16 protein-coding genes are annotated in these 18,092 nt (G+C 70.0%); 3 read left to right on the top strand and 13 right to left on the bottom strand.

Features of this window, described 5'->3' with window-relative positions:
- Positions 1 to 28 precede the first annotated feature (28 nt).
- From BM430_RS18695 to BM430_RS18635, 13 genes are all read right to left on the bottom strand, one after another.
- Positions 29 to 580 (bottom strand): gluconokinase, encoded by a 552-nt coding sequence (locus tag BM430_RS18695; protein ID WP_093568757.1) that lies wholly within the window; start codon positions 578 to 580, stop codon positions 29 to 31.
- Positions 581 to 905: 325 nt separating this feature from the next.
- Positions 906 to 2,309, bottom strand: a complete 1,404-nt coding sequence (lpdA, locus tag BM430_RS18690) for a dihydrolipoyl dehydrogenase (RefSeq protein WP_093568756.1) — start codon at positions 2,307 to 2,309, stop codon at positions 906 to 908.
- Positions 2,310 to 2,387: 78 nt separating this feature from the next.
- Positions 2,388 to 3,131: an SDR family oxidoreductase gene (locus BM430_RS18685; protein WP_093568755.1), complete on the bottom strand. Its 744-nt coding sequence runs from the start codon at positions 3,129 to 3,131 to the stop codon at positions 2,388 to 2,390.
- A gap of 64 nt (positions 3,132 to 3,195) precedes the next feature.
- Complete coding sequence (gene odhB / locus BM430_RS18680) at positions 3,196 to 4,467, bottom strand: 2-oxoglutarate dehydrogenase complex dihydrolipoyllysine-residue succinyltransferase (RefSeq protein WP_093568754.1); 1,272 nt, start codon at positions 4,465 to 4,467, stop codon at positions 3,196 to 3,198.
- Between the two features lie 86 nt (positions 4,468 to 4,553).
- Positions 4,554 to 7,508 (bottom strand): 2-oxoglutarate dehydrogenase E1 component, encoded by a 2,955-nt coding sequence (locus tag BM430_RS18675; RefSeq protein WP_093568753.1) that lies wholly within the window; start codon positions 7,506 to 7,508, stop codon positions 4,554 to 4,556.
- A 209-nt stretch (positions 7,509 to 7,717) separates the two neighbouring features.
- Positions 7,718 to 8,602 (bottom strand): succinate--CoA ligase subunit alpha, encoded by an 885-nt coding sequence (gene sucD, locus BM430_RS18670; protein WP_048434186.1) that lies wholly within the window; start codon positions 8,600 to 8,602, stop codon positions 7,718 to 7,720.
- A gap of 25 nt (positions 8,603 to 8,627) precedes the next feature.
- Positions 8,628 to 9,047, bottom strand: coding sequence for a PIN domain-containing protein (locus BM430_RS18665; RefSeq protein WP_093568752.1), 420 nt, complete (start codon positions 9,045 to 9,047; stop codon positions 8,628 to 8,630).
- Positions 9,037 to 9,261, bottom strand: coding sequence for a hypothetical protein (locus tag BM430_RS18660; protein ID WP_093568751.1), 225 nt, complete (start codon positions 9,259 to 9,261; stop codon positions 9,037 to 9,039). The genes BM430_RS18665 and BM430_RS18660 overlap by 11 nt, the downstream gene beginning before the upstream one ends.
- A gap of 32 nt (positions 9,262 to 9,293) precedes the next feature.
- Positions 9,294 to 10,490, bottom strand: coding sequence for an ADP-forming succinate--CoA ligase subunit beta (gene sucC, locus BM430_RS18655; RefSeq protein ID WP_093568750.1), 1,197 nt, complete (start codon positions 10,488 to 10,490; stop codon positions 9,294 to 9,296).
- Between the two features lie 76 nt (positions 10,491 to 10,566).
- The gene (gene mdh, locus BM430_RS18650; protein ID WP_093568749.1) at positions 10,567 to 11,529 is read right to left on the bottom strand and encodes a malate dehydrogenase; all 963 of its coding nucleotides are present in this window, start codon (positions 11,527 to 11,529) and stop codon (positions 10,567 to 10,569) included.
- 250 nt (positions 11,530 to 11,779) lie between these two features.
- On the bottom strand, positions 11,780 to 12,349 hold the full coding sequence (locus BM430_RS18645; RefSeq protein ID WP_244539549.1) for a TetR/AcrR family transcriptional regulator: 570 nt from the start codon (positions 12,347 to 12,349) through the stop codon (positions 11,780 to 11,782).
- Positions 12,350 to 12,587: 238 nt separating this feature from the next.
- Positions 12,588 to 13,145, bottom strand: a complete 558-nt coding sequence (locus tag BM430_RS35575) for a DUF533 domain-containing protein (RefSeq protein WP_177303097.1) — start codon at positions 13,143 to 13,145, stop codon at positions 12,588 to 12,590.
- Between the two features lie 61 nt (positions 13,146 to 13,206).
- On the bottom strand, positions 13,207 to 13,803 hold the full coding sequence (locus BM430_RS18635; RefSeq protein ID WP_093568746.1) for a Uma2 family endonuclease: 597 nt from the start codon (positions 13,801 to 13,803) through the stop codon (positions 13,207 to 13,209).
- A gap of 412 nt (positions 13,804 to 14,215) precedes the next feature.
- Here BM430_RS18635 and BM430_RS18630 point away from each other — a divergent pair, with 412 nt between their 5' ends.
- From BM430_RS18630 to ccmE, 3 genes are all read left to right on the top strand, one after another.
- The gene (locus BM430_RS18630; RefSeq protein WP_093568745.1) at positions 14,216 to 15,982 is read left to right on the top strand and encodes an SLC13 family permease; all 1,767 of its coding nucleotides are present in this window, start codon (positions 14,216 to 14,218) and stop codon (positions 15,980 to 15,982) included.
- Positions 15,983 to 16,102: 120 nt separating this feature from the next.
- Complete coding sequence (gene ccmI, locus BM430_RS18625) at positions 16,103 to 17,248, top strand: c-type cytochrome biogenesis protein CcmI (RefSeq protein WP_093568744.1); 1,146 nt, start codon at positions 16,103 to 16,105, stop codon at positions 17,246 to 17,248.
- 333 nt (positions 17,249 to 17,581) lie between these two features.
- Positions 17,582 to 18,070: a cytochrome c maturation protein CcmE gene (gene ccmE / locus BM430_RS18620; protein WP_093568743.1), complete on the top strand. Its 489-nt coding sequence runs from the start codon at positions 17,582 to 17,584 to the stop codon at positions 18,068 to 18,070.
- Positions 18,071 to 18,092 lie beyond the last annotated feature (22 nt).

Raw genomic sequence — 18,092 nt, 5'->3', positions numbered from 1 at the left:
CCCGCGGGGGGATCAAGGGCCTTCCGGATCAGGGACCTTGGACCGCCTGCCCGGTCAGGGCCTCGCCGACCTCGGCGACGATCTGTTGCGGCGTCGCGCCGACCGAGACCACGAGCGGGTTCTCCTCGGGCGCGGGCTCCTCCAGGGTGCGGAACTGGCTGTCGAGCAGGCTCGTCGGCATGAAGTGCCCGTGGCGGGCCGCCATGCGCCGGCCGATCAGCTCGCGGTCGCCCTTGAGGTAGACGAGGCGCACGTCGGGCCGGTCCCCGACCAGGATGTCGCGATAGGCGCGCTTGAGGCCCGAGCAGGTCACGACCCCGTGGTGCCCCTCGGCACGCACTTTATCGATCCAGGCCGCGATGGCGGCGAGCCAGGGCCAGCGGTCCTCGTCGGTGAGCGGGGTGCCGGCCTGCATCTTCTCGACATTGGCCTGCGGATGGAAGTCGTCCCCGTCCTCGAATTCCCAGCCGAGCCGGCCGGCGAGCAGGCTCGCCACCGTGGTCTTGCCGGAGCCCGAGACGCCCATCACCACGACGACCGCGGGGGGAACCGGGTTGCCGTTCGCTGCCGCACCGTCCATCGCCGTGGATCCTCCCGCCTCTTCGATCGGCCTGATCCGCCCGTGCAGGTTCTCCTGTCTCGGGCGGGCCGTCATACATACTCGTCGAATCCAAGAGCTAAACAATGCCGAACCTGGCGCTCAACCCTCCCCCCTCTGCGGGGGAGGGTGGTGAACGAAGTGAGCCGGGAGAGGGGCAGCGCGACGCTGATCCAGTGAGTACCCTTCACAACGGCTCAGTCATATCCGGAAGCCGGGTCCCCTCTCCCGACCCGGCCTCACGGCCGGGCCACCCTCCCCCGCAGAGGGGGGAGGGTTCAGGGCGGCGTGCCTCTGGGCGTCGCGCTCACATATGCAGCGCGCGCTTCTCCACCGCGAGCGCGGCTTCCTTCACCGCCTCGGTCAGGGTCGGGTGGGCGTGGCAGGTGCGGGCGATGTCCTCCGACGAGGCGCCGAACTCCATCGCCACCGCGACCTCCATGATGAGGTTGCCGGCATCGGGCCCAACGATGTGGACGCCGAGCACCCGGTCGGTCGCGGCGTCGGCCAGCACCTTCACGAAGCCGTCGGTGGTGTGGTTCACCTTGGCGCGGCCGTTCGCGGTGAACGGGAACTTGCCGGTGTTGTAGGTGATCCCGTCCTTCTTCAGCTCCTCCTCGGACTTGCCGACCGAGGCGACCTCCGGCGTGGTGTAGACCACGTTCGGGATCACGCCGTAATTCACGTGCCCGGCCTTACCGGCCAGGATCTCCGCCACCGCGACGCCCTCGTCCTCGGCCTTGTGGGCGAGCATCGGGCCGGCGATCACGTCGCCGATGGCGTAGATCCCGGTGACGTTGGTGGCGTAGCGGTCGTCGGTCTGGATCCGGCCCTTATTGTCGAGCTGGACGCCGACCGTGTCGAGGCCGAGGCCCGCGGTGTAGGGCACGCGGCCGATCGCCACGAGGACCACGTCGGCCTCCAGCACCTCGGCGGCGCCGCCCGCGGCCGGCCCCACCGTGACCTTGGCGCCGACGTTGCTGCGCTCGACACCCGTCACCTTCTGCGACAGGCGGAACTGGATGCCCTGCTTCTGGAGGATGCGCTGGAACTGCTTGCCGACCTCGCCGTCCATGCCCGGCAGGATCCGGTCGAGATACTCGACCACGGTGACCTCGGCGCCGAGGCGGCGCCAGACCGAACCGAGTTCGAGGCCGATCACGCCGGCGCCGATGACCACGAGCTTGCCCGGGACCTTGGTCAGGTCGAGGGCGCCGGTGGAGGAGACCACGACCTCCTCGTCGATGGTGACGCCCGGCAGGTTGGTGACATCCGAGCCCGTCGCGATCACGACGTTCTTGGCCTCGAGGATCTGGTTGCCGCCGTCCTCCGAGATGACCTCGACCCGGCCGGCGCCGGCGAGACGGCCGGTGCCCTGGAACGCGTCGACGCCGTTCTTCTTCAGGAGGAACGCGACGCCCTTGGTGTTGCCGTCGACGCCGTCCTGCTTGAACGCCATCATCTTGGCGAGGTCGAGCTTCGGCTCGCCGACGGTGATGCCGAGCACGGGCAGGTGCTTGGTCGTCTCCTCGAACGCTTCGGAGGCGTGCAACAGGGCCTTCGAGGGGATGCAGCCGACATTGAGGCAGGTGCCGCCATGGGTCGGGCGCTTCTCGACCACGGCGGTCTTCAGGCCGAGCTGGGCGGCGCGGAGCGCGCAGACGTAGCCGCCGGGGCCGGTGCCGATGACGACGAGATCGTAGGAGGACATCGAATCACAACTCGCGAGGTTGGGAGCGGCGGGCTGTCGAGGCTCCGCCGCCGGATGAGAGAGTGGGATTGAGGGGGGCTAGCGGCCGCCCGAGATCGTCAGCGTCGCGCCGGTGGCGTAGGAGGCGTCGTCCGAGAGGAGCCACAGCACCGCGGCCGCGATCTCGTCGGCGGTGCCGGCGCGCTTCATCGGCACGAGCGGGCTCAACCGCGCCAGCCGGTCCGGCTGGCCGCCGCTGGCATGGATCTCGGTCTCGATCAGGCCGGGGGCGACGCCGTTGACCCGGATCCCCTCCTGGGCGACCTCGCCGGCCAAGCCGGTGGTGAAGGTGTCGATGGCGCCCTTGGACGCCGCGTAGTCGACGTACTGGCCCGGCGCGCCGAGGCGCGCGGCGACCGACGAGATGTTGACGATGACGCCGCCCTGCCCGCCGTGGCGGGTCGACATCCGCCGCACCGCCTCGCCGGCGCACAGGAACGAGCCGATGACGTTGGTGGTCATCATCCGGTTGAGCCGCGCGAAGGTCATCTCGTCGACCCGCGCCGCGTAGTCGACGACGCCCGCGTTGTTGACGAGGCCGCCGAGCGTGCCGAGGCCGTCGGCCGCCCGGAACAGGGCCGGGATGTCGGCCTCGACCGCGACGTCGCTCCGCACGGCCAGTGCCTGGCCGCCGTGCTCCTCGATCTCCCGCACCAGGGCGTCTGCGGCGTCCTTGGCCGCGACGTAGGAGAAGCAGACCCGCCAGCCGGCCCGCGCCGCCCGTAACGAGACCGCCCGGCCGATGCCGCGGCTGCCGCCGGTGACCACCAGGACCTTGTCCATCGTAAGCCGCTCCCCGATGCGAGAGGCCCCTCCCCCGGGCGGGGAAGGGGCTCGATGTTGCGCCTTAGAGGTCGAGCACGAGGCGCGCCGGGTCCTCCAGGGCCTCCTTGACCCGCACCAGGAAGGTCACGGCCTCCTTCCCGTCGACGATCCGGTGATCGTAGGACAGGGCGAGGTACATCATCGGCCGCGCCTCGATCTTGCCGCCTCGCACGACCGGACGCTCCTCGATGCGGTGCATGCCGAGGATGCCCGATTGCGGCGCGTTGAGGATCGGGGTCGACATCAGCGAGCCGTAGATGCCGCCGTTGGTGATCGTGAACGTGCCGCCCTGCATGTCCTCGATCGACAGCTTGCCGTCGCGGGCCTTGCGGCCGAAGCCGGTGATGGCCTTCTCGATGCCGGCGATCGACAGCTGGTCGGCGTCGCGCACCACCGGCACGACCAGGCCCTTGTCGGTCCCGACCGCGATGCCGACGTGGTAGTAGTTCTTGTAGACGATGTCCTGGCCGTCGATCTCGGCGTTCACCGCCGGCACGTCCTTCAGGGCGCCGATCACCGCCTTGGTGAAGAAGCCCATGAAGCCGAGCTTGGCGCCGTGCTTCTTCTCGAACACGTCCTTGTACTGCTGGCGCAGGGCCATCACCGCGCCCATGTCGACGTCGTTGAACGTCGTCAGCATCGCGGCGGTGTTCTGCGCGTCCTTGAGGCGCCGGGCGATGGTCTGGCGCAGCTTGGTCATGCGCACCCGCTCCTCGCGGGAGGCATCGTCCGGGGCGGACGGAGCGCGGGCGACCTGCGGGGCCGGAGCCGGGGCGGGGGCCGAGGCGCCCGACGAGATCGCCGAGAGCATGTCGCCCTTGGTCACCCGACCGTCCTTGCCGCTGCCCTTGAGCGACGACGGGTCGACGCCGGATTCGTGGGCGAGGCGCGCGACCGCCGGGCCGTGATCGCCGGAAGCGTGACCCTTCGGAGCGGCGTCGCCGTGGCTGCCATAAGACGCCGACGAGGACTTGGCCGGCGCCTCGGCGGCGGCCTTCGGAGCCTCAGCCTTGGGAGCCTCGGCCTTCGGGGCCGCGCCGTTGCCGGCGGAGGCGCCGCCCTCGACGATCGAGCCGAGGAGCGCGCCGGGCTCCACCGTCTCGCCGTCCTTGGCGACGATGTCGCCGAGCTGGCCCGAGGCCGGGGCGTTGACCTCCAGGGTGACCTTGTCGGTCTCGAGCTCGACCAGGGGCTCGTCGGCCTTCACGGTGTCGCCGGGCTTCTTGAACCAGCGGCCGATCGTGGCCTCGCTCACGGACTCGCCGAGCGTCGGGACGCGGATTTCGGTGGCCATGTCTTCCGTCAGGGTTGGGGCGAGGACTGTCGCCCGGAACTGCAAGGATCAGGCGGCGCCCCGCGAGGGGCGCCGGTGAAGGATGATCAGACCGCCAGGGCCTCGTTGAGGAAGGCCTGGAGCTGGTCGAGGTGCTTCGACATCAGGCCGACGGCGGTCGAGGCCGAGGCCGGGCGGCCGACGTAGCGCGGGCGCTTGGAGGCGGAGCCGGCCTGGTTGAGGACCCACTCGAGGTAGGGCTCGACGAAGGCCCACGAGCCCATGTTCTTGGGCTCCTCCTGGCACCACACCACCTCGGCGTTGCGGAAGCGCGAGATCTCGGTGGCGAGCGACTTCAGCGGGAACGGGTAGAGCTGCTCGACGCGCATCAGGTACACGTCGGAGATGCCGCGCTTCTCGCGCTCCTCGTAGAGGTCGTAATAGACCTTGCCCGAGCAGAGCACGACGCGCCGGACCTTGTCGTCCTTCGACAGCTTCACGCCGTCCTGCGCCTTCTCGGCGTCGTCCCACAGCACCCGGTGGAAGGTCGAGCCCTCGGCGATGTCCGAGAGGGCCGAGACCGCCCGCTTGTGCCGCAGCAGCGACTTCGGGGTCATCAGCACCAGCGGCTTGCGGAAGTCCCGCTTCAGCTGGCGGCGCAGGATGTGGAAGTAGTTCGAGGGCGTCGTGCAGTTGGCGACCTGCATGTTGTCCTCGGCGCACATCTGCAGGTAGCGCTCGAGACGGGCGGACGAGTGCTCCGGACCCTGGCCCTCGTAGCCGTGCGGCAGCAGCATCACCAGGCCCGACATGCGCAGCCACTTGCGCTCACCGGACGAGATGAACTGGTCGACCACGACCTGCGCGCCGTTGGCGAAGTCGCCGAACTGCGCCTCCCACAGAACCAGGGAGTTCGGCTCGGCCAGCGAGTAGCCGTACTCGAAGCCGAGCACCGCCTCCTCCGAGAGCATCGAGTTGATGACCTCGTAGCGGCTCTGGCCGTCCTTGATGTGGTTGAGGGGCGTGTAGCGCTCCTCGTTCTCCTGGTCGATCACCACCGAGTGGCGCTGCGAGAAGGTGCCGCGCTCGACGTCCTGACCCGACAGGCGGACCCGGTGGCCTTCCGTGAGGAGCGAGCCGAAGGCGAGCGCCTCGGCGGTCGCCCAGTCCAGGCCCTCGCCGGTCTCGATCGCCTTGGCGCGGTTGTCGAGGAAGCGCCGGATGGTGCGGTGCAGGTGGAAGTCCTGCGGCACCGTGGTGATGGCCGTCCCGATCGCCCGCAGGGTGTCGGCCGGCACGCCGGTGCGGCCGCGGCGCGGGTCGTCCTCGTCCTCGCGCACCGCCTTCAGGCCCGACCAGCGGCCGTCGAGCCAGTCGGCCTTGTTGGCCTTGTAGCCGGTGGCGATGTCGAACTCGCTGTCGAGGGTGGCGCGGAACTCGGCCTTGCGGTCGTCGAGTTCCTTCTGGCTCACCACGCCGCTCTCGGTCAGCCGCTTGCCGTAGGTCTCGAGCGTTGAGGGGTGCTTGCGGATGATCTGGTACATCTTCGGCTGGGTGAACGCGGGCTCGTCGCCCTCGTTGTGGCCGAAGCGGCGGTAGCAGAGCATGTCGATCACCACCGGCTTGTGGAACTTCTGCCGGTACTCGGTGGCGATCTTGGCCGCGAAGGTGACGGCCTCGGGGTCGTCGCCGTTGCAGTGGAAGATCGGCGCCTCGACCATCTTCGCCACGTCGGACGGATAGGGCGAGGAGCGCGAGAAGCGCGGATCGGTGGTGAAGCCGATCTGGTTGTTGATGATGAAGTGGATCGAGCCGCCGGTGCGGTGGCCCTTCAGGCCCGACAGGCCGAAGCACTCCGCCACCACGCCCTGGCCCGCGAAGGCGGCGTCGCCGTGGATGAGGAGCGGCAGCACGGTGGTGCGCTGCTCGTCGCCGGTCTGGTCCTGCTTGGCGCGCACCTTGCCGAGCACCACCGGATCGACGATCTCGAGATGCGACGGGTTGGCGGTCAGCGAGAGGTGGACGGTGTTGCCGTCGAAGGCCCGGTCGCTCGAGGCGCCGAGGTGGTACTTCACGTCGCCCGAGCCCTCGACCTCGGCAGGCGACGACGAGCCGCCCTTGAACTCGTGGAAGATCGCCCGGAACGGCTTGCTCATCACGTTGGCGAGCACGTTGAGGCGGCCGCGATGCGCCATGCCGAGCACGATGTCGGTGACGCCGAGCGCCCCGCCGCGCTTGATGATCTGCTCGAGCGCCGGGACCATCGCCTCGGAGCCGTCGAGGCCGAAGCGCTTGGTGCCGGTATACTTGAGGTCGAGGAACTTCTCGAAGCCTTCCGCCTCGATCATCTTGTTGAGGATCGCCCGCCTTCCCTGCTCGGTGAAGGAGATCTCCTTGTCCTTGCCCTCGATGCGCTCCTGGATCCAGGCCTTCTCCTCCGGATCGGAGATGTGCATGAACTCGACGCCGAGGGTCTGGCAGTAGGTCCGCTCCAGGATCGCGACGATCTCCCGGATGGTGCCGAATTCGAGGCCGAGCACGTTGTCGAGGAAGATCGGACGGTCCCAATCGGACTCGGCGAAGCCGTAATGCTGCGGGTGCAGCTCCTCGTGGTCGCCGCGCGGCTGCAGGCCGAGGGGATCGAGCTTGGCGTGCAGGTGACCGCGCATGCGGTAGGCGCGGATCAGCATGATCGCGCGGACCGAATCCTTGGTGGCCTGGAGCACGTCGGCCGGGGTGGCCGCCTGGCCCTTGGCCTCCTGCTTGGCCTTGATCTTCTCGCCGACCGCCTTCTCGATCTGCGCCCAGTTGCCGTCGAGCGCCGAGACGATCTCGCCGTTGGCGGCGATCGGCCAGTTCGGCTTCGCCCAGGACGCGCCCTCGGCGTTCTTGACCACGATCGCGCTCTCCTCCTTCAGGCCGGAGAAGAAGCTGCGCCACTCGGGGTCCACCGCGTTGGGATCCCGGGTGTAGGTCGCGTAGAGCTCCTCGATGTAATCGGCGTTGCCTCCGTAGAGGAACGAGGTTCCGAGGAGGGCGTCGTTCGCGTCCTGGCGTGCCATGGCGATCTGTCTATCCGCGCTGGTCGATCGGGGGCCGGTGTCTCGCCTCCGGGTGAGGCGGGAGAATGGCGGTCCGTCGACGGTGGGGGCGCCCGAGGGAGCGGGCGCGAGGATGTCTTACGAACTCAAGAGAGTTGACGTTTGCTTGCAATGTGGGTGCGGGAGGCAAATCCCGCACGCCACGTCTGCCATGCGCGAGGCGAAAGGGATCAACCCTTCAGGACCTCGACCAGGGTCTTGCCGAGGCGCGCCGGCGACGGCGAGACGCGGATGCCGGCCTCCTCCATCGCGGCGATCTTGTCCTCGGCGCCGCCCTTGCCGCCCGAGATGATCGCGCCGGCGTGCCCCATGCGGCGGCCGGGAGGCGCCGTGCGGCCGGCGATGAAGCCGACCATCGGCTTCTTGCGGCCGCGCTTGGCCTCGTCACGGATGAACTGCGCCGCCTCTTCCTCGGCCGAGCCGCCGATCTCGCCGATCATCACGATCGACTCGGTCTTGTCGTCGGCCAGGAACATCTCGAGCATGTCGATGAACTCGGTGCCCTTGACCGGGTCGCCGCCGATGCCGACCGCGGTGGTCTGGCCGAGGCCCTCGTTGGTGGTCTGGAACACCGCCTCGTAGGTCAGGGTGCCGGAGCGCGACACGATGCCGACCGAGCCCGGACGGAAGATGTTGGCCGGCATGATGCCGATCTTCGACTCGCCGGCGGTGACGATGCCGGGGCAGTTCGGGCCGATCAGGCGCGACTTCGAGCCCTCGAGCGAGCGCTTGACGCGCACCATGTCGAGGACCGGAATCCCTTCCGTGATGCAGACGATCAGCGGGATCTCGGCGTCGATCGCCTCGCAGATCGCGTCGGCGGCGCCCGGCGGCGGCACGTAGACCACCGAGGCGTCGGCGCCGGTGGCGTGGCGGGCCTCCTTCACGGTGTCGAACACCGGCAGGCCGAGATGGGTCGCGCCGCCCTTCCCCGGCGAGGTGCCGCCGACCATCTTGGTGCCGTAGGCGATCGCCTGCTCGGAGTGGAAGGTCCCGTTCTTGCCGGTGAAGCCCTGGCAGATGACCTTGGTGTTCTTGTCGATGAGGATGGACATTCCGACTCCTGCGGGGTCTGTCGGCTCAGTGTGCCTTGAAGGGATTCACGACGCGGACGGATCCGTACATTTTGTCGTGAGAGAGATCTTCGGTGTAGAGGATGGGCGCCCGGAGCTTCTCGGCTGCCGCCAGGATGGCCCCGTCCCAGTACGAGATGTTGAAGCGCTGCGACGCGAGGATTCCCTCGCGCACGAGCTGAGCATCGGTCGGGACGCAGGGCAGATCGTCGAACTCGTCGATGATCTGCAGGGCCTGCTCGACCGAGATGCCACGCCGGATCTTGCGGGTCGCGACGACGAAGAACTCCTGCAGCACCTGACCGGAGGTCCCGAACTTGCGCCGGGCCACGATCTCGCGGGCTTGGCGCGCCTTTTCGGCCTCGTCGGGTGCGCCGGAGATCGCGTAGACGAGCACGTTCGTGTCGATGAAGCAGTCAACGATCATAGAGATCTTCCCGCTTCCACGTGATCGGTCCGACGTCGCCTTCCGTAGCGTCGATCAGTGCGAGGAGGCGCTGACGCGCCTTCTCGCGCTGGCCTTCGAGAGCGCCTTCGATGACCTCGGTGGCGACTTCCTGCACGGACGCGTTCCGCTCGTCGGCCAGGTTCTGGAGCAGGGCCATGACGTGACTTTCGAGAGTGATCGTCAGCTTGCTCATTGCCCTCGTTCCCCCAGAGCCCGCGCCGCGTATCAGCCCTTGCGCACCGCCGCGACGATCTTCTGCGCCGCGTCGTCGAGGTCGTCGGCCGGGATCACGTTGAGGCCCGAGGAGCGGATGATCTCCTTGCCCTTCTCGACGTTGGTGCCCTCGAGGCGCACCACCAGCGGGACCTGCAGGCCCACCGCCTTCACGGCCGCGATCACCCCGTTGGCGATCACGTCGCACTTCATGATGCCGCCGAAGATGTTGACCAGGATGCCCTTCACGTTCGGGTCGGCGGTGATGATCTTGAAGGCCGCGGTGACCTTCTCCTCCGAGGCGCCGCCGCCGACGTCGAGGAAGTTCGCCGGCTCCTCGCCGTAGAGCTTGATGATGTCGAGCGTCGCCATGGCCAGACCCGCGCCGTTCACCATGCAGCCGATGGTGCCGTCGAGCGCGATGTAGGCGAGATCGTACTTCGAGGCCTCGATCTCCTTCTCGTCCTCCTCGGTGATGTCGCGCAGCTGCACGATCTCCGGCTGGCGGTAGAGGCTGTTCGAATCGAACGAGATCTTGGCGTCCAGGCACTTCAGGTGCCCGTCCTTGGTGACGATGAGCGGGTTGATCTCCAGCATGCTCATGTCCTTGGCGGTGAACGCCCGGTAGAGCTTGGTGGTCAGATCCTCCGCCTCCTTGGCGAGCGGGCCGGTGAGGCCGAGCGCCTTGGCGACCGCACGGCCGTGATGCGGCATCGCGCCGGTGGCCGGGTCGACCGAGAAGGTGATGATCTTCTCAGGGGTGTCGTGGGCGACCTGCTCGATGTCCATGCCGCCCTCGGTCGAGACCACGAAGGCGACCTTGCCGGTCTCGCGGTCGACGAGCATCGACAGGTAGAACTCGGTCTCGATGTCGGAGCCGTCCTCGATGTAGAGGCGGTTGACCTGCTTGCCGGCCTCGCCGGTCTGCACCGTCACGAGGGTGCGGCCGAGCATCTGCTCGGAGAAGGCCTTGACCTCCTCGACCGACTTGGCGAGGCGCACGCCGCCCTTCTCGCCGGCCTCGGCCTCCTTGAACTTGCCCTTGCCGCGCCCGCCGGCGTGGATCTGGGACTTCACGACCCAGAGCGGACCGCCCAGCTCCTTGGCGGCGGCCTCGGCCTCGGAGGCCTTGAAGATGGCGCGGCCGTTCGAGACCGGCAGGCCGAACTCCTTGAGGACGGCCTTGGCTTGATACTCGTGGATGTTCATGGGGCGACAAGCTTTCTTAAGTCAGGCGGGCGTCAGGGGAGGCGGCGCGGGATCTGCCCGCACCGCCCGTCAGGCCTTACGCCAGCGCGCCGTTGATGCCCTTGCAGGCCTCGACCAGGCCCTTCACGGAATTGACCGACTTCTCGAACATCGCCTTCTCCTCACCGGAGAACTCGACCTCGACGATGCGCTCGACGCCGTTCTCGCCGATCACGATCGGCACGCCGATGAACAGGCCGTCGACGCCGTACTGGCCGGTGAGGTGGGCCGCGCAGGGCAGGACCCGCTTCTTGTCCTTGAGGTAGCTCTCGGCCATCGCGATGGCGGAGGCCGCCGGCGCGTAGAAGGCCGAGCCGGTCTTGAGCAGGTTGACGATCTCGCCGCCGCCCTTGCGGGTCCGCTCGACCATGGCGTCGAGCTTCTCCTGGGTGGTCCAGCCCAGCTTGACGAGGTCGGGCAGCGGCACGCCGGCCACCGTCGAGTAGCGCACCAGCGGCACCATGTCGTCGCCGTGGCCGCCGAGCACGAAGGCGGTGACGTCCTCGACCGAGACCTGGAACTCCTCGGCCAGGAAGTGGCGGAAGCGGGCCGAGTCGAGCACGCCGGCCATGCCGACGATCTTCTTCGGGTCGAGGCCGGAGAACTTCTGCAGCGCCCACACCATCGCGTCGAGCGGGTTGGTGATGCAGATCACGAAGGCGTTCGGGGCGTGGGTCTTGATGCCGTTGCCGACCGCTTCCATCACCTTCAGGTTGATGCCGATCAGGTCGTCGCGGCTCATGCCGGGCTTGCGCGGCACGCCGGCGGTCACGATCACCACGTCGGCCCCGGCGATCGCGCTGTAGTCGCTGGCACCCGAGTACTTGGCGTCGAAGCCGTCGACCGGAGCCGACTCGGCGATGTCGAGGCCCTTGCCCTGCGGCACGCCGTCGGCGATGTCGAACAGCACGACGTCGCCCAGCTCCTTGAGGCCGGCGAGGTGCGCGAGCGTGCCGCCGATCTGTCCAGCGCCGATGAGCGCGATCTTCTTGCGTGCCATGTGTGAACCGATCCTTCGCGGTGTGGTGGAACCGTCGGGGGCCGGGGTCCGCTCGCGAGGAGCCCGCGCCGGCGGGTGCCTCTTTGGCGAAAAAAGCCGGGGCCGACAACCCGAAGGCCTTGCGCGGGGCGCCGGGGCAGCGCTAACGCCGCGCTCTCGGCTCGTCACATGATCTGAATCCGTCAGTCGAATCAATATTTTGCCGCGATGTCCCACCGCGCGTTACATTTTCGTAAGTTTGTCAGCAGCCTTACAGGGTCCCGATGCGCAGGATCCGCAGCATCGCCCGGATGATCGCACTAAGGCGCGCCTCGATCAGATCGCGTGGAACCTCGGCGTCGAGCTGGATCGAGACCGGGTGCAGGAAGCGGTGGCTGGTATCGAAGATGAAGGCGAGGCCGCGCTCGCGGTCGCGCAGCGAGAAGGTGCCGGCATTCATCCCCTCCTCGATCACCCGCTCGACCAGCTGGCGCAGGCGGCCGCGGTGACGCCGGGCGATCGGCCGCGACTCGACCGTGGCGTCGCGATGGACCGCGAACAGGTGCGGGTCCCGCGCCAGCACCTCGCGCTGCATCGAGGCGAGCGCGAGCAGCAGGCGTTCGAGCTTGTCGTCGGCGGGGTCGGGCGCGTCCGCGATGGCGCCGAGCTCGGCCTCGACCTCGCGCAGCCAGCGGCCCGCCACCGCGTCGACGAGGGCGGTCTTCGACGGGAAGTAGCGGTAGACGTTGGCATGCGTCATGCCGGCTTCCGCCGCGACCCCGACCACGGTGACCTGCCGGTGGCCGAGACGGCGCAGGTGGTCGGCGGCGATCGCGAGCAGCCGCGCATCGGCGGAGAGCGGCGCCGGCCGGGCGCGGGAGACCGGGGCGGCGGGAAACGGCCCGTCCGCCGGAGACGTCTCGTCGCGGGACTGGGCGCCGGAGCGGCTGCGGGGCGTAAGACTCGGAGACAATCGGAACTCGGAGAAAAGGTGGAACCGGTCGTACGACGATCCCGCCAGGGTAGCGGCGGGCCGGCGGCAGGAGAAGCCCCGGGCCGCCGCCGCAAAAGACGCAGTATCAGACCCGGTAGCGCCGGTGCAGGCTCGACACCACGTCCTCGGCCAGCCCCAGCCGCTCGGCGAGATAGGCCAGATACAGCTGGTTGACCCTGCGGCGCTGGTCGACGGCGAGCAGCGAGGCGACGTAGGCGTAGGCGCCGAGATCGGCGTCCAGGATCGCGTCGAGGAGATCGCCGAGCGCCAGCGGGGCGGCCAGCGCCTTGTCGAGGCGCTGGCGCTCGGCTTCCGCCGCGCTGATCCGGGCGAGCGCGTCGCGCACCGGGGCCGGGTCCTGCCGGCGCCCCTGGGCCAGGAAGGCCGCCGCCATCGCCTGGATGACGAGGTCGCGCTGGCCCGGCTCCAGCACCCGGAGGTTCAGGGTCAGCGGCACCAGGGTCTGGTGGCGGTTCTGCAGGAAGGCGTGCAGCACCTTCTGGGCCAGGGCCTCGGTCACCACCGCGTCCGCGCGCCCCGCCCGCCGGTCGCGCCGCGAGGCCCGGGCCGCGGCGGCCTCCGGCTCCTCGACCGCGTCGGTCGCGTCGCGCCCGAAGGCGCGGGTGAGGAAGGCGAAGCTCATGCGGGGTCTCGGATCGGGCAATCCCGCACCAACGTGCGACGGGTGGTCGGGCTCCGCCTGATCAGCCTCCCACGATCGGACGCAGGACCGGGACGTCGAAATAGACCCGGTCGAGGGCGATCTCGAACGCCACCGCCTCGAACCGCAGGGCATGGTCGGGCGCGGTCAGCACGTCGCAGACCCAACCCTCCGGCTCGCGCCGATAATGCTCCACCCGCATCTGGTCCTGATAGACGAGGACGATGTGTCGGAGCGTCGGCAGCGTCTTGTAGAAGGCGAGCTTGGGTCCGCGGTCGCGGTCCATGGTGCTCGGCGACAGCACCTCGACGACGACCAGCGGGTCGGTGACGAAGGTCCGGTTCTGCCGCGGCCCGCAGCGCACGACGATGTCGGGCTTGGGCTTGTCACGGCCCTGTCCGTGCTCGTCGCGCTGCACCCGCATCCCGCCCTGGTAGCTGCGGCAGCCCTGAGCATCCATCGCGAGCTTCAGCGGCGCGCCGATGTTGCCGGCGATCTGCTCGTGGTTCTCCGTCGGGTTCGTCATCATGACGACGTCGCCGTCGACGAGCTCCCAGTCGCGCTCGTCGCGCTGCGCATCGACGAAGCGGTCGAACTCGGCGATCGAGAGCCGACCGGGCTGGTGGACCGTATCGTGCATAATGGGCTCTCCCGGGGCGACACAGGACTGTTCGCGGACGAAAGATGCGCGCGATCCCCCCTCTCCCGTGTGGGAGAGGGGCCGGGGGTGAGGGTGACACGCTTCAGTGTAAAGCTGAGAGCGTCGTGCTGGCAGCGTAGCGGTTCAGATCTATTCGGAAGCGCGCCACCCTCACCCCTACCCCTCTCCCACTCGGGAGAGGGGATCCCGCGACCCAATCTTTTCTCCTGGGCGGTCGTGTCGGTGCAGAGCCTAATCGGCGCGGCGGTTGGCGGAAAGGCGCCACCCAACGCAACTCTTCAGCGATTCCGCCCTGGGCGCCGCCGCGTCCCACCCAATCTAGGAGGGCTCGATACCCCGCAGCAGGATCGCCGCCGCGCATGACTCGCCCCCACGCCCGCAAGCCCCGCGCATGACCCTCGACCAGGGCCTCGCCTTCGGCCTCATCGGGGTCACCGTCCTGCTCTTCGTCTGGGGGCGGCTGCCCTACGACCTCGTGGCGCTCCTCTCCCTCGTCGCCGGCGTCGCGCTCGGGCTGGTGCCGGCGTCGAAGGCGTTCGACGGCTTCGCCGACGACGTGGTGATCATCGTGATGAGCGCGCTGGTGATCTCGTCCGCCGTCTCCCGCTCCGGCGTGATCGAGAGCGCGATGCGTCCGTTCCTGCCCTACCTGCGCAAGCCCCGCCAGCAGGTGCCGGCGCTCGCCGGCGCGGTGATGGGCCTCTCGGTCGTCACCAAGAACATCGGGGCGCTCGCGATCCTGATGCCGGTGGCGATCCAGCTCGGCCGCAAGACCGGCACGTCGGCCTCGCAGCTCCTGATGCCGATGTCCTTCGCCTCGCTGATCGGCGGCCTCGTGACGCTCGTCGGCTCGTCGAACAACATCATCGTCGCCAAGGTGCGGGCCGACGTGGTCGGCGAGCCCTTCGGGATGTTCGACTTCACGCCCGTGGGCCTCGGCCTCGCGGTGGCGGGCCTCGCCTTCCTGTCGTTGGGCTACCGGCTGCTGCCGAAGGACCGGCGCCCCGGGAGCTCGCTGGCCGACGCCTTCCGGATCGAGGCCTACACCACCGAGGCCTGCCTCTCGGCGGACTCGCCCCTCGTCGGCGCCACGGTGGGCGAGCTGGAGGCGCTCGGCGACGGCGACGTGACGGTGGCGACCGTCATCCGCGAGCGCTTCCGCCGCTACGTGCCGGGGCCGGACTGGCGGCTTCAGGCCGACGACATCCTGCTCCTCGACGGCGAACCGGAGGACCTGGAGCGCCTGGTGGCGCGGGCCAGGCTCACCCTCGTCGGCGCGCAGAGCTCTGCCGGCGAGGTCGCGGTGATCGAGGCGGTGATCCCGGACGGCTCGGCGCTCGCCGGCACCACCGCGGCGGGCGTCGACCTCGCCGGGCGCCACGGCACGGCGCTCCTCGCGGTGAGCCGCTCCGGCGCGGCGATCACCCGGCGCATCGGCAGCGTGCGCCTGCGCGCCGGCGACGTGGTGGTGCTGCGCTCGGCCCCCGAGCGGCTGGCCGAGGTGCTCACGGAATTTGGCCTGCTGCCGCTCGCCGAGCGCAAGCTCGCGCTCGGCCACAGCCGCCGCAGCTACATCCCGATCGCGGTGCTGGCCGGGGCGATGGCGCTGGTGGCGCTCCATCTCGTGCCGGTGGCGATGGCGTTCTTCGGCGCGGCGGTGCTGCTGCTGCTTTTGCGCGTCATGACCATGCACGAGGCCTACGAGACGATCGAGTGGCCGGTGATCGTGCTGCTCGGCGCCCTGATCCCGGTGAGCGACGCGGTGCGGGCGACCGGCGGCACCGACCTCATCGCCAGCAACCTGTCGAGCCTGATGCACAGCGTCCCGCCGATGCTGGCGATCGGCCTCCTGCTGATCGCCGCGATGGCGGTGACGCCGTTCCTCAACAACGCCGCGACGGTGCTGGTGATGGGGCCGATCGGCGCCAGCCTCGCCCAGAAGCTCGGGCTCAACCCGGACCCGTTCCTGATGGCGGTGTCGGTGGGAGCGGCCTGCGACTTCCTCACCCCGATCGGCCACCAGTGCAACACCCTGGTGATGGGCCCGGGCGGCTATCGCTTCGGCGACTATGCCCGCCTCGGCCTGCCGCTCTCGCTCATGGTGGTCGTGGTCGGCACGCTGCTGATCAGCCTGTTCTGGCCGGTGGCGCCGCGCTGAGGCGGGGGCCTTGGACCCCCATGGCCCGAAAGGTCATTCCTTCGGGGATTGTCCGTACGTGACACCGTGTCGCCACGGGCCAGAATCGTGTCTCCCGGGCCCGGGGGATACAGAAGTGGCATGACGGCGATCTGGTTCATCTTCGCGCTCATGACCGGCCTGGCGGTGCTCGCCCTGCTCTGGCCGATGTCGCGCCGCCTCGCGCTCGCGGCCGTACCGGAGGGCGAAGCGCGCATCGCCACCGAGACCGGCTTCTACCGCGACCAGTTGCGGGAGATCGACCGCGACGCCGCCCGCGGGCTGCTCGCCGAGCCGGAGGCGGAGGCCGCCCGGGCGGAGGCGGCGCGCCGCCTGCTGCGGGCGAGCCGCGAGCCCGGCCGCACCGCCGGGGCGGTCGGCGAGCCGGCCCTGCGCCGGCGCCGCGCGGCCTCCGCCTTCGCCCTCTCGACGGTGCCGCTGGTGGCTCTCCTCGTCTACGGCATGTACGGCTCGCCGGACCTGCCGGCCCAGCCCCAGGCCGAGCGCCTGGCCCATGCGCGGGCAGCCGGCAACGACCTCGCGGCGGCGGTGGCGCAGATCGAGGCCCACCTCGCCAAGGCGCCGGAGGACGGCCGCGGCTGGGCGGTGCTGGCGCCGGTCTACCTGCGCGTCGGCCGCGGGGAGGACGCGATCAAGGCCTACGAGAATTCGCTCAGGCTGCTCGGCGAGGATGCGACCCGGCTCGCCGATTACGGCGAGGCCCTGGTGGCGACGGGCGACGGGGTGGTCTCGTCGCGGGCCCGCGACGCCTTCGAGCGGGCGCTCAGGCAGGATCCCAACGCGGTCAAGCCGCAATTCTACCTCGCCCGCGCCGCCGAGCAGGACGGCGACCGTGCCCAGGCCCGCACCCGCTACGCCGCGCTCGCGGCGGGAGCGCCGCCCGAGGCGCCCTGGCTGCCGATGGTGCGCGACAGCCTCGCCCGCCTCGACGGCACCGCGCCGTCTCCCGCGCCCAAGCCCGCCGCGGGTCCGGGCATGAGCGAGGAGCAGCGCGGGATGGTCCGCGGCATGGTCGAGGGGCTGGCCCAGCGCCTCGCCGAGAAGGGCGGGACGCCGGAGGAATGGGCCCGGCTGGTGCGCTCCTACGGGGTGCTGGGCGAGCGGTCGAAGGCGGAGGAGATCCTGGCGCAGGCGCGGACCGCGCTCGGGAACGATCCGGCCAGGCTCGCGCCGGTGGAGGAGGCCGCCCGGGAGATGGGAGTCGTCACGGCAAAGGCGGCGCCGTGACGATCGCGACGCCCGACCCCTCCCCCCTCCGCGGGGGAGGGTGGCCTGCGGAGCAGGCCGGGAGAGGGGAGCGCGACGCTGATCCAGTTCGCGCTCTTCCCAACGGTTCAGGTCTATCCGGAAGCGTGGTTCCCCTCTCCCGCCCGGCTCCGCCGGGCACCCTCCCCCGCAGAGGGGGGAGGGTTCAGGCCCTCGCGGTTCTCGGCACCGCCGCGCAAGCTCTGCTATACACCGACAACCAACAGAGCCGGCCCCGTGCCGGCCGCCCCCGGGAGACGCCGCGCATGACCCTCGCCACCCCCCTCCCCCGCCGCCCCGCCTGAGCTCCGCATCATGACGCGCCGGCGCCGCCGTTCCGTCCTCATCCTCGTCTGCGGCGCCGTGCTGGCGGTGGCCCTCGGGCTCGTCCTCTCGGCGATGCGCGACACGATCGTGTTCTTCCGCTCGCCCACCGAGGTGGCGGGCCAGAAGGTCGCACCGGGCACCCGCTTCCGCCTCGGCGGGCTGGTCGAGGCCGGCTCGCTCAAGCGCGAGGCCGACGGCAAGGTGGCGTTCGCCGTCACCGATACCGGCTCGACCGTGCAGGTGCGCTACCGCGGCCTGCTGCCCGACCTCTTCCGCGAGGGCCAGGGCGTGGTGACCGAGGGCGTGCTGGAGCCCGACGGGATCTTCCGCGCCGACACGGTGCTCGCCAAGCACGACGAGACCTACATGCCCCGCGAGGTCGCCGACGCCCTCAAGGCGCAGGGGCGCTGGCAGGAAGGCACCGGCAAGCCGGGTCAAGCGCAGGCCGAGCCCGTCTCCCGCACCGCCGTCCAATAGTTCCTCCCCGTGCGGCGGAAGG

It is taken from the genome of Methylobacterium sp. 174MFSha1.1 (genome assembly GCF_900116815.1).
In the GTDB taxonomy this organism is placed as follows: domain Bacteria; phylum Pseudomonadota; class Alphaproteobacteria; order Rhizobiales; family Beijerinckiaceae; genus Methylobacterium.
The sequence above is the reverse complement of the archived record's forward strand: the minus strand, read 5'-3'. Positions and strand labels throughout refer to the sequence as shown.

What these genes read in the sequence shown, in the direction of transcription:
- lpdA (WP_093568756.1), bottom strand. Translation starts at nt 2,309, where the DNA reads ATGTCCTCCTACGATCTCGTCGTCATCGGCACCGGCCCCGGCGGCTAC.
- mdh (WP_093568749.1), bottom strand. Translation starts at nt 11,529, where the DNA reads ATGGCACGCAAGAAGATCGCGCTCATCGGCGCTGGACAGATCGGCGGC.
- sucC (WP_093568750.1), bottom strand. Translation starts at nt 10,490, where the DNA reads ATGAACATCCACGAGTATCAAGCCAAGGCCGTCCTCAAGGAGTTCGGC.
- BM430_RS18630 (WP_093568745.1), top strand. Translation starts at nt 14,216, where the DNA reads ATGACCCTCGACCAGGGCCTCGCCTTCGGCCTCATCGGGGTCACCGTC.
- BM430_RS18635 (WP_093568746.1), bottom strand. Translation starts at nt 13,803, where the DNA reads ATGCACGATACGGTCCACCAGCCCGGTCGGCTCTCGATCGCCGAGTTC.
- BM430_RS35575 (WP_177303097.1), bottom strand. Translation starts at nt 13,145, where the DNA reads ATGAGCTTCGCCTTCCTCACCCGCGCCTTCGGGCGCGACGCGACCGAC.
- sucD (WP_048434186.1), bottom strand. Translation starts at nt 8,602, where the DNA reads ATGTCCATCCTCATCGACAAGAACACCAAGGTCATCTGCCAGGGCTTC.
- ccmE (WP_093568743.1), top strand. Translation starts at nt 17,582, where the DNA reads ATGACGCGCCGGCGCCGCCGTTCCGTCCTCATCCTCGTCTGCGGCGCC.
- BM430_RS18665 (WP_093568752.1), bottom strand. Translation starts at nt 9,047, where the DNA reads ATGATCGTTGACTGCTTCATCGACACGAACGTGCTCGTCTACGCGATC.
- BM430_RS18660 (WP_093568751.1), bottom strand. Translation starts at nt 9,261, where the DNA reads ATGAGCAAGCTGACGATCACTCTCGAAAGTCACGTCATGGCCCTGCTC.
- ccmI (WP_093568744.1), top strand. Translation starts at nt 16,103, where the DNA reads ATGACGGCGATCTGGTTCATCTTCGCGCTCATGACCGGCCTGGCGGTG.
- BM430_RS18695 (WP_093568757.1), bottom strand. Translation starts at nt 580, where the DNA reads ATGGACGGTGCGGCAGCGAACGGCAACCCGGTTCCCCCCGCGGTCGTC.
- BM430_RS18675 (WP_093568753.1), bottom strand. Translation starts at nt 7,508, where the DNA reads ATGGCACGCCAGGACGCGAACGACGCCCTCCTCGGAACCTCGTTCCTC.
- odhB (WP_093568754.1), bottom strand. Translation starts at nt 4,467, where the DNA reads ATGGCCACCGAAATCCGCGTCCCGACGCTCGGCGAGTCCGTGAGCGAG.
- BM430_RS18685 (WP_093568755.1), bottom strand. Translation starts at nt 3,131, where the DNA reads ATGGACAAGGTCCTGGTGGTCACCGGCGGCAGCCGCGGCATCGGCCGG.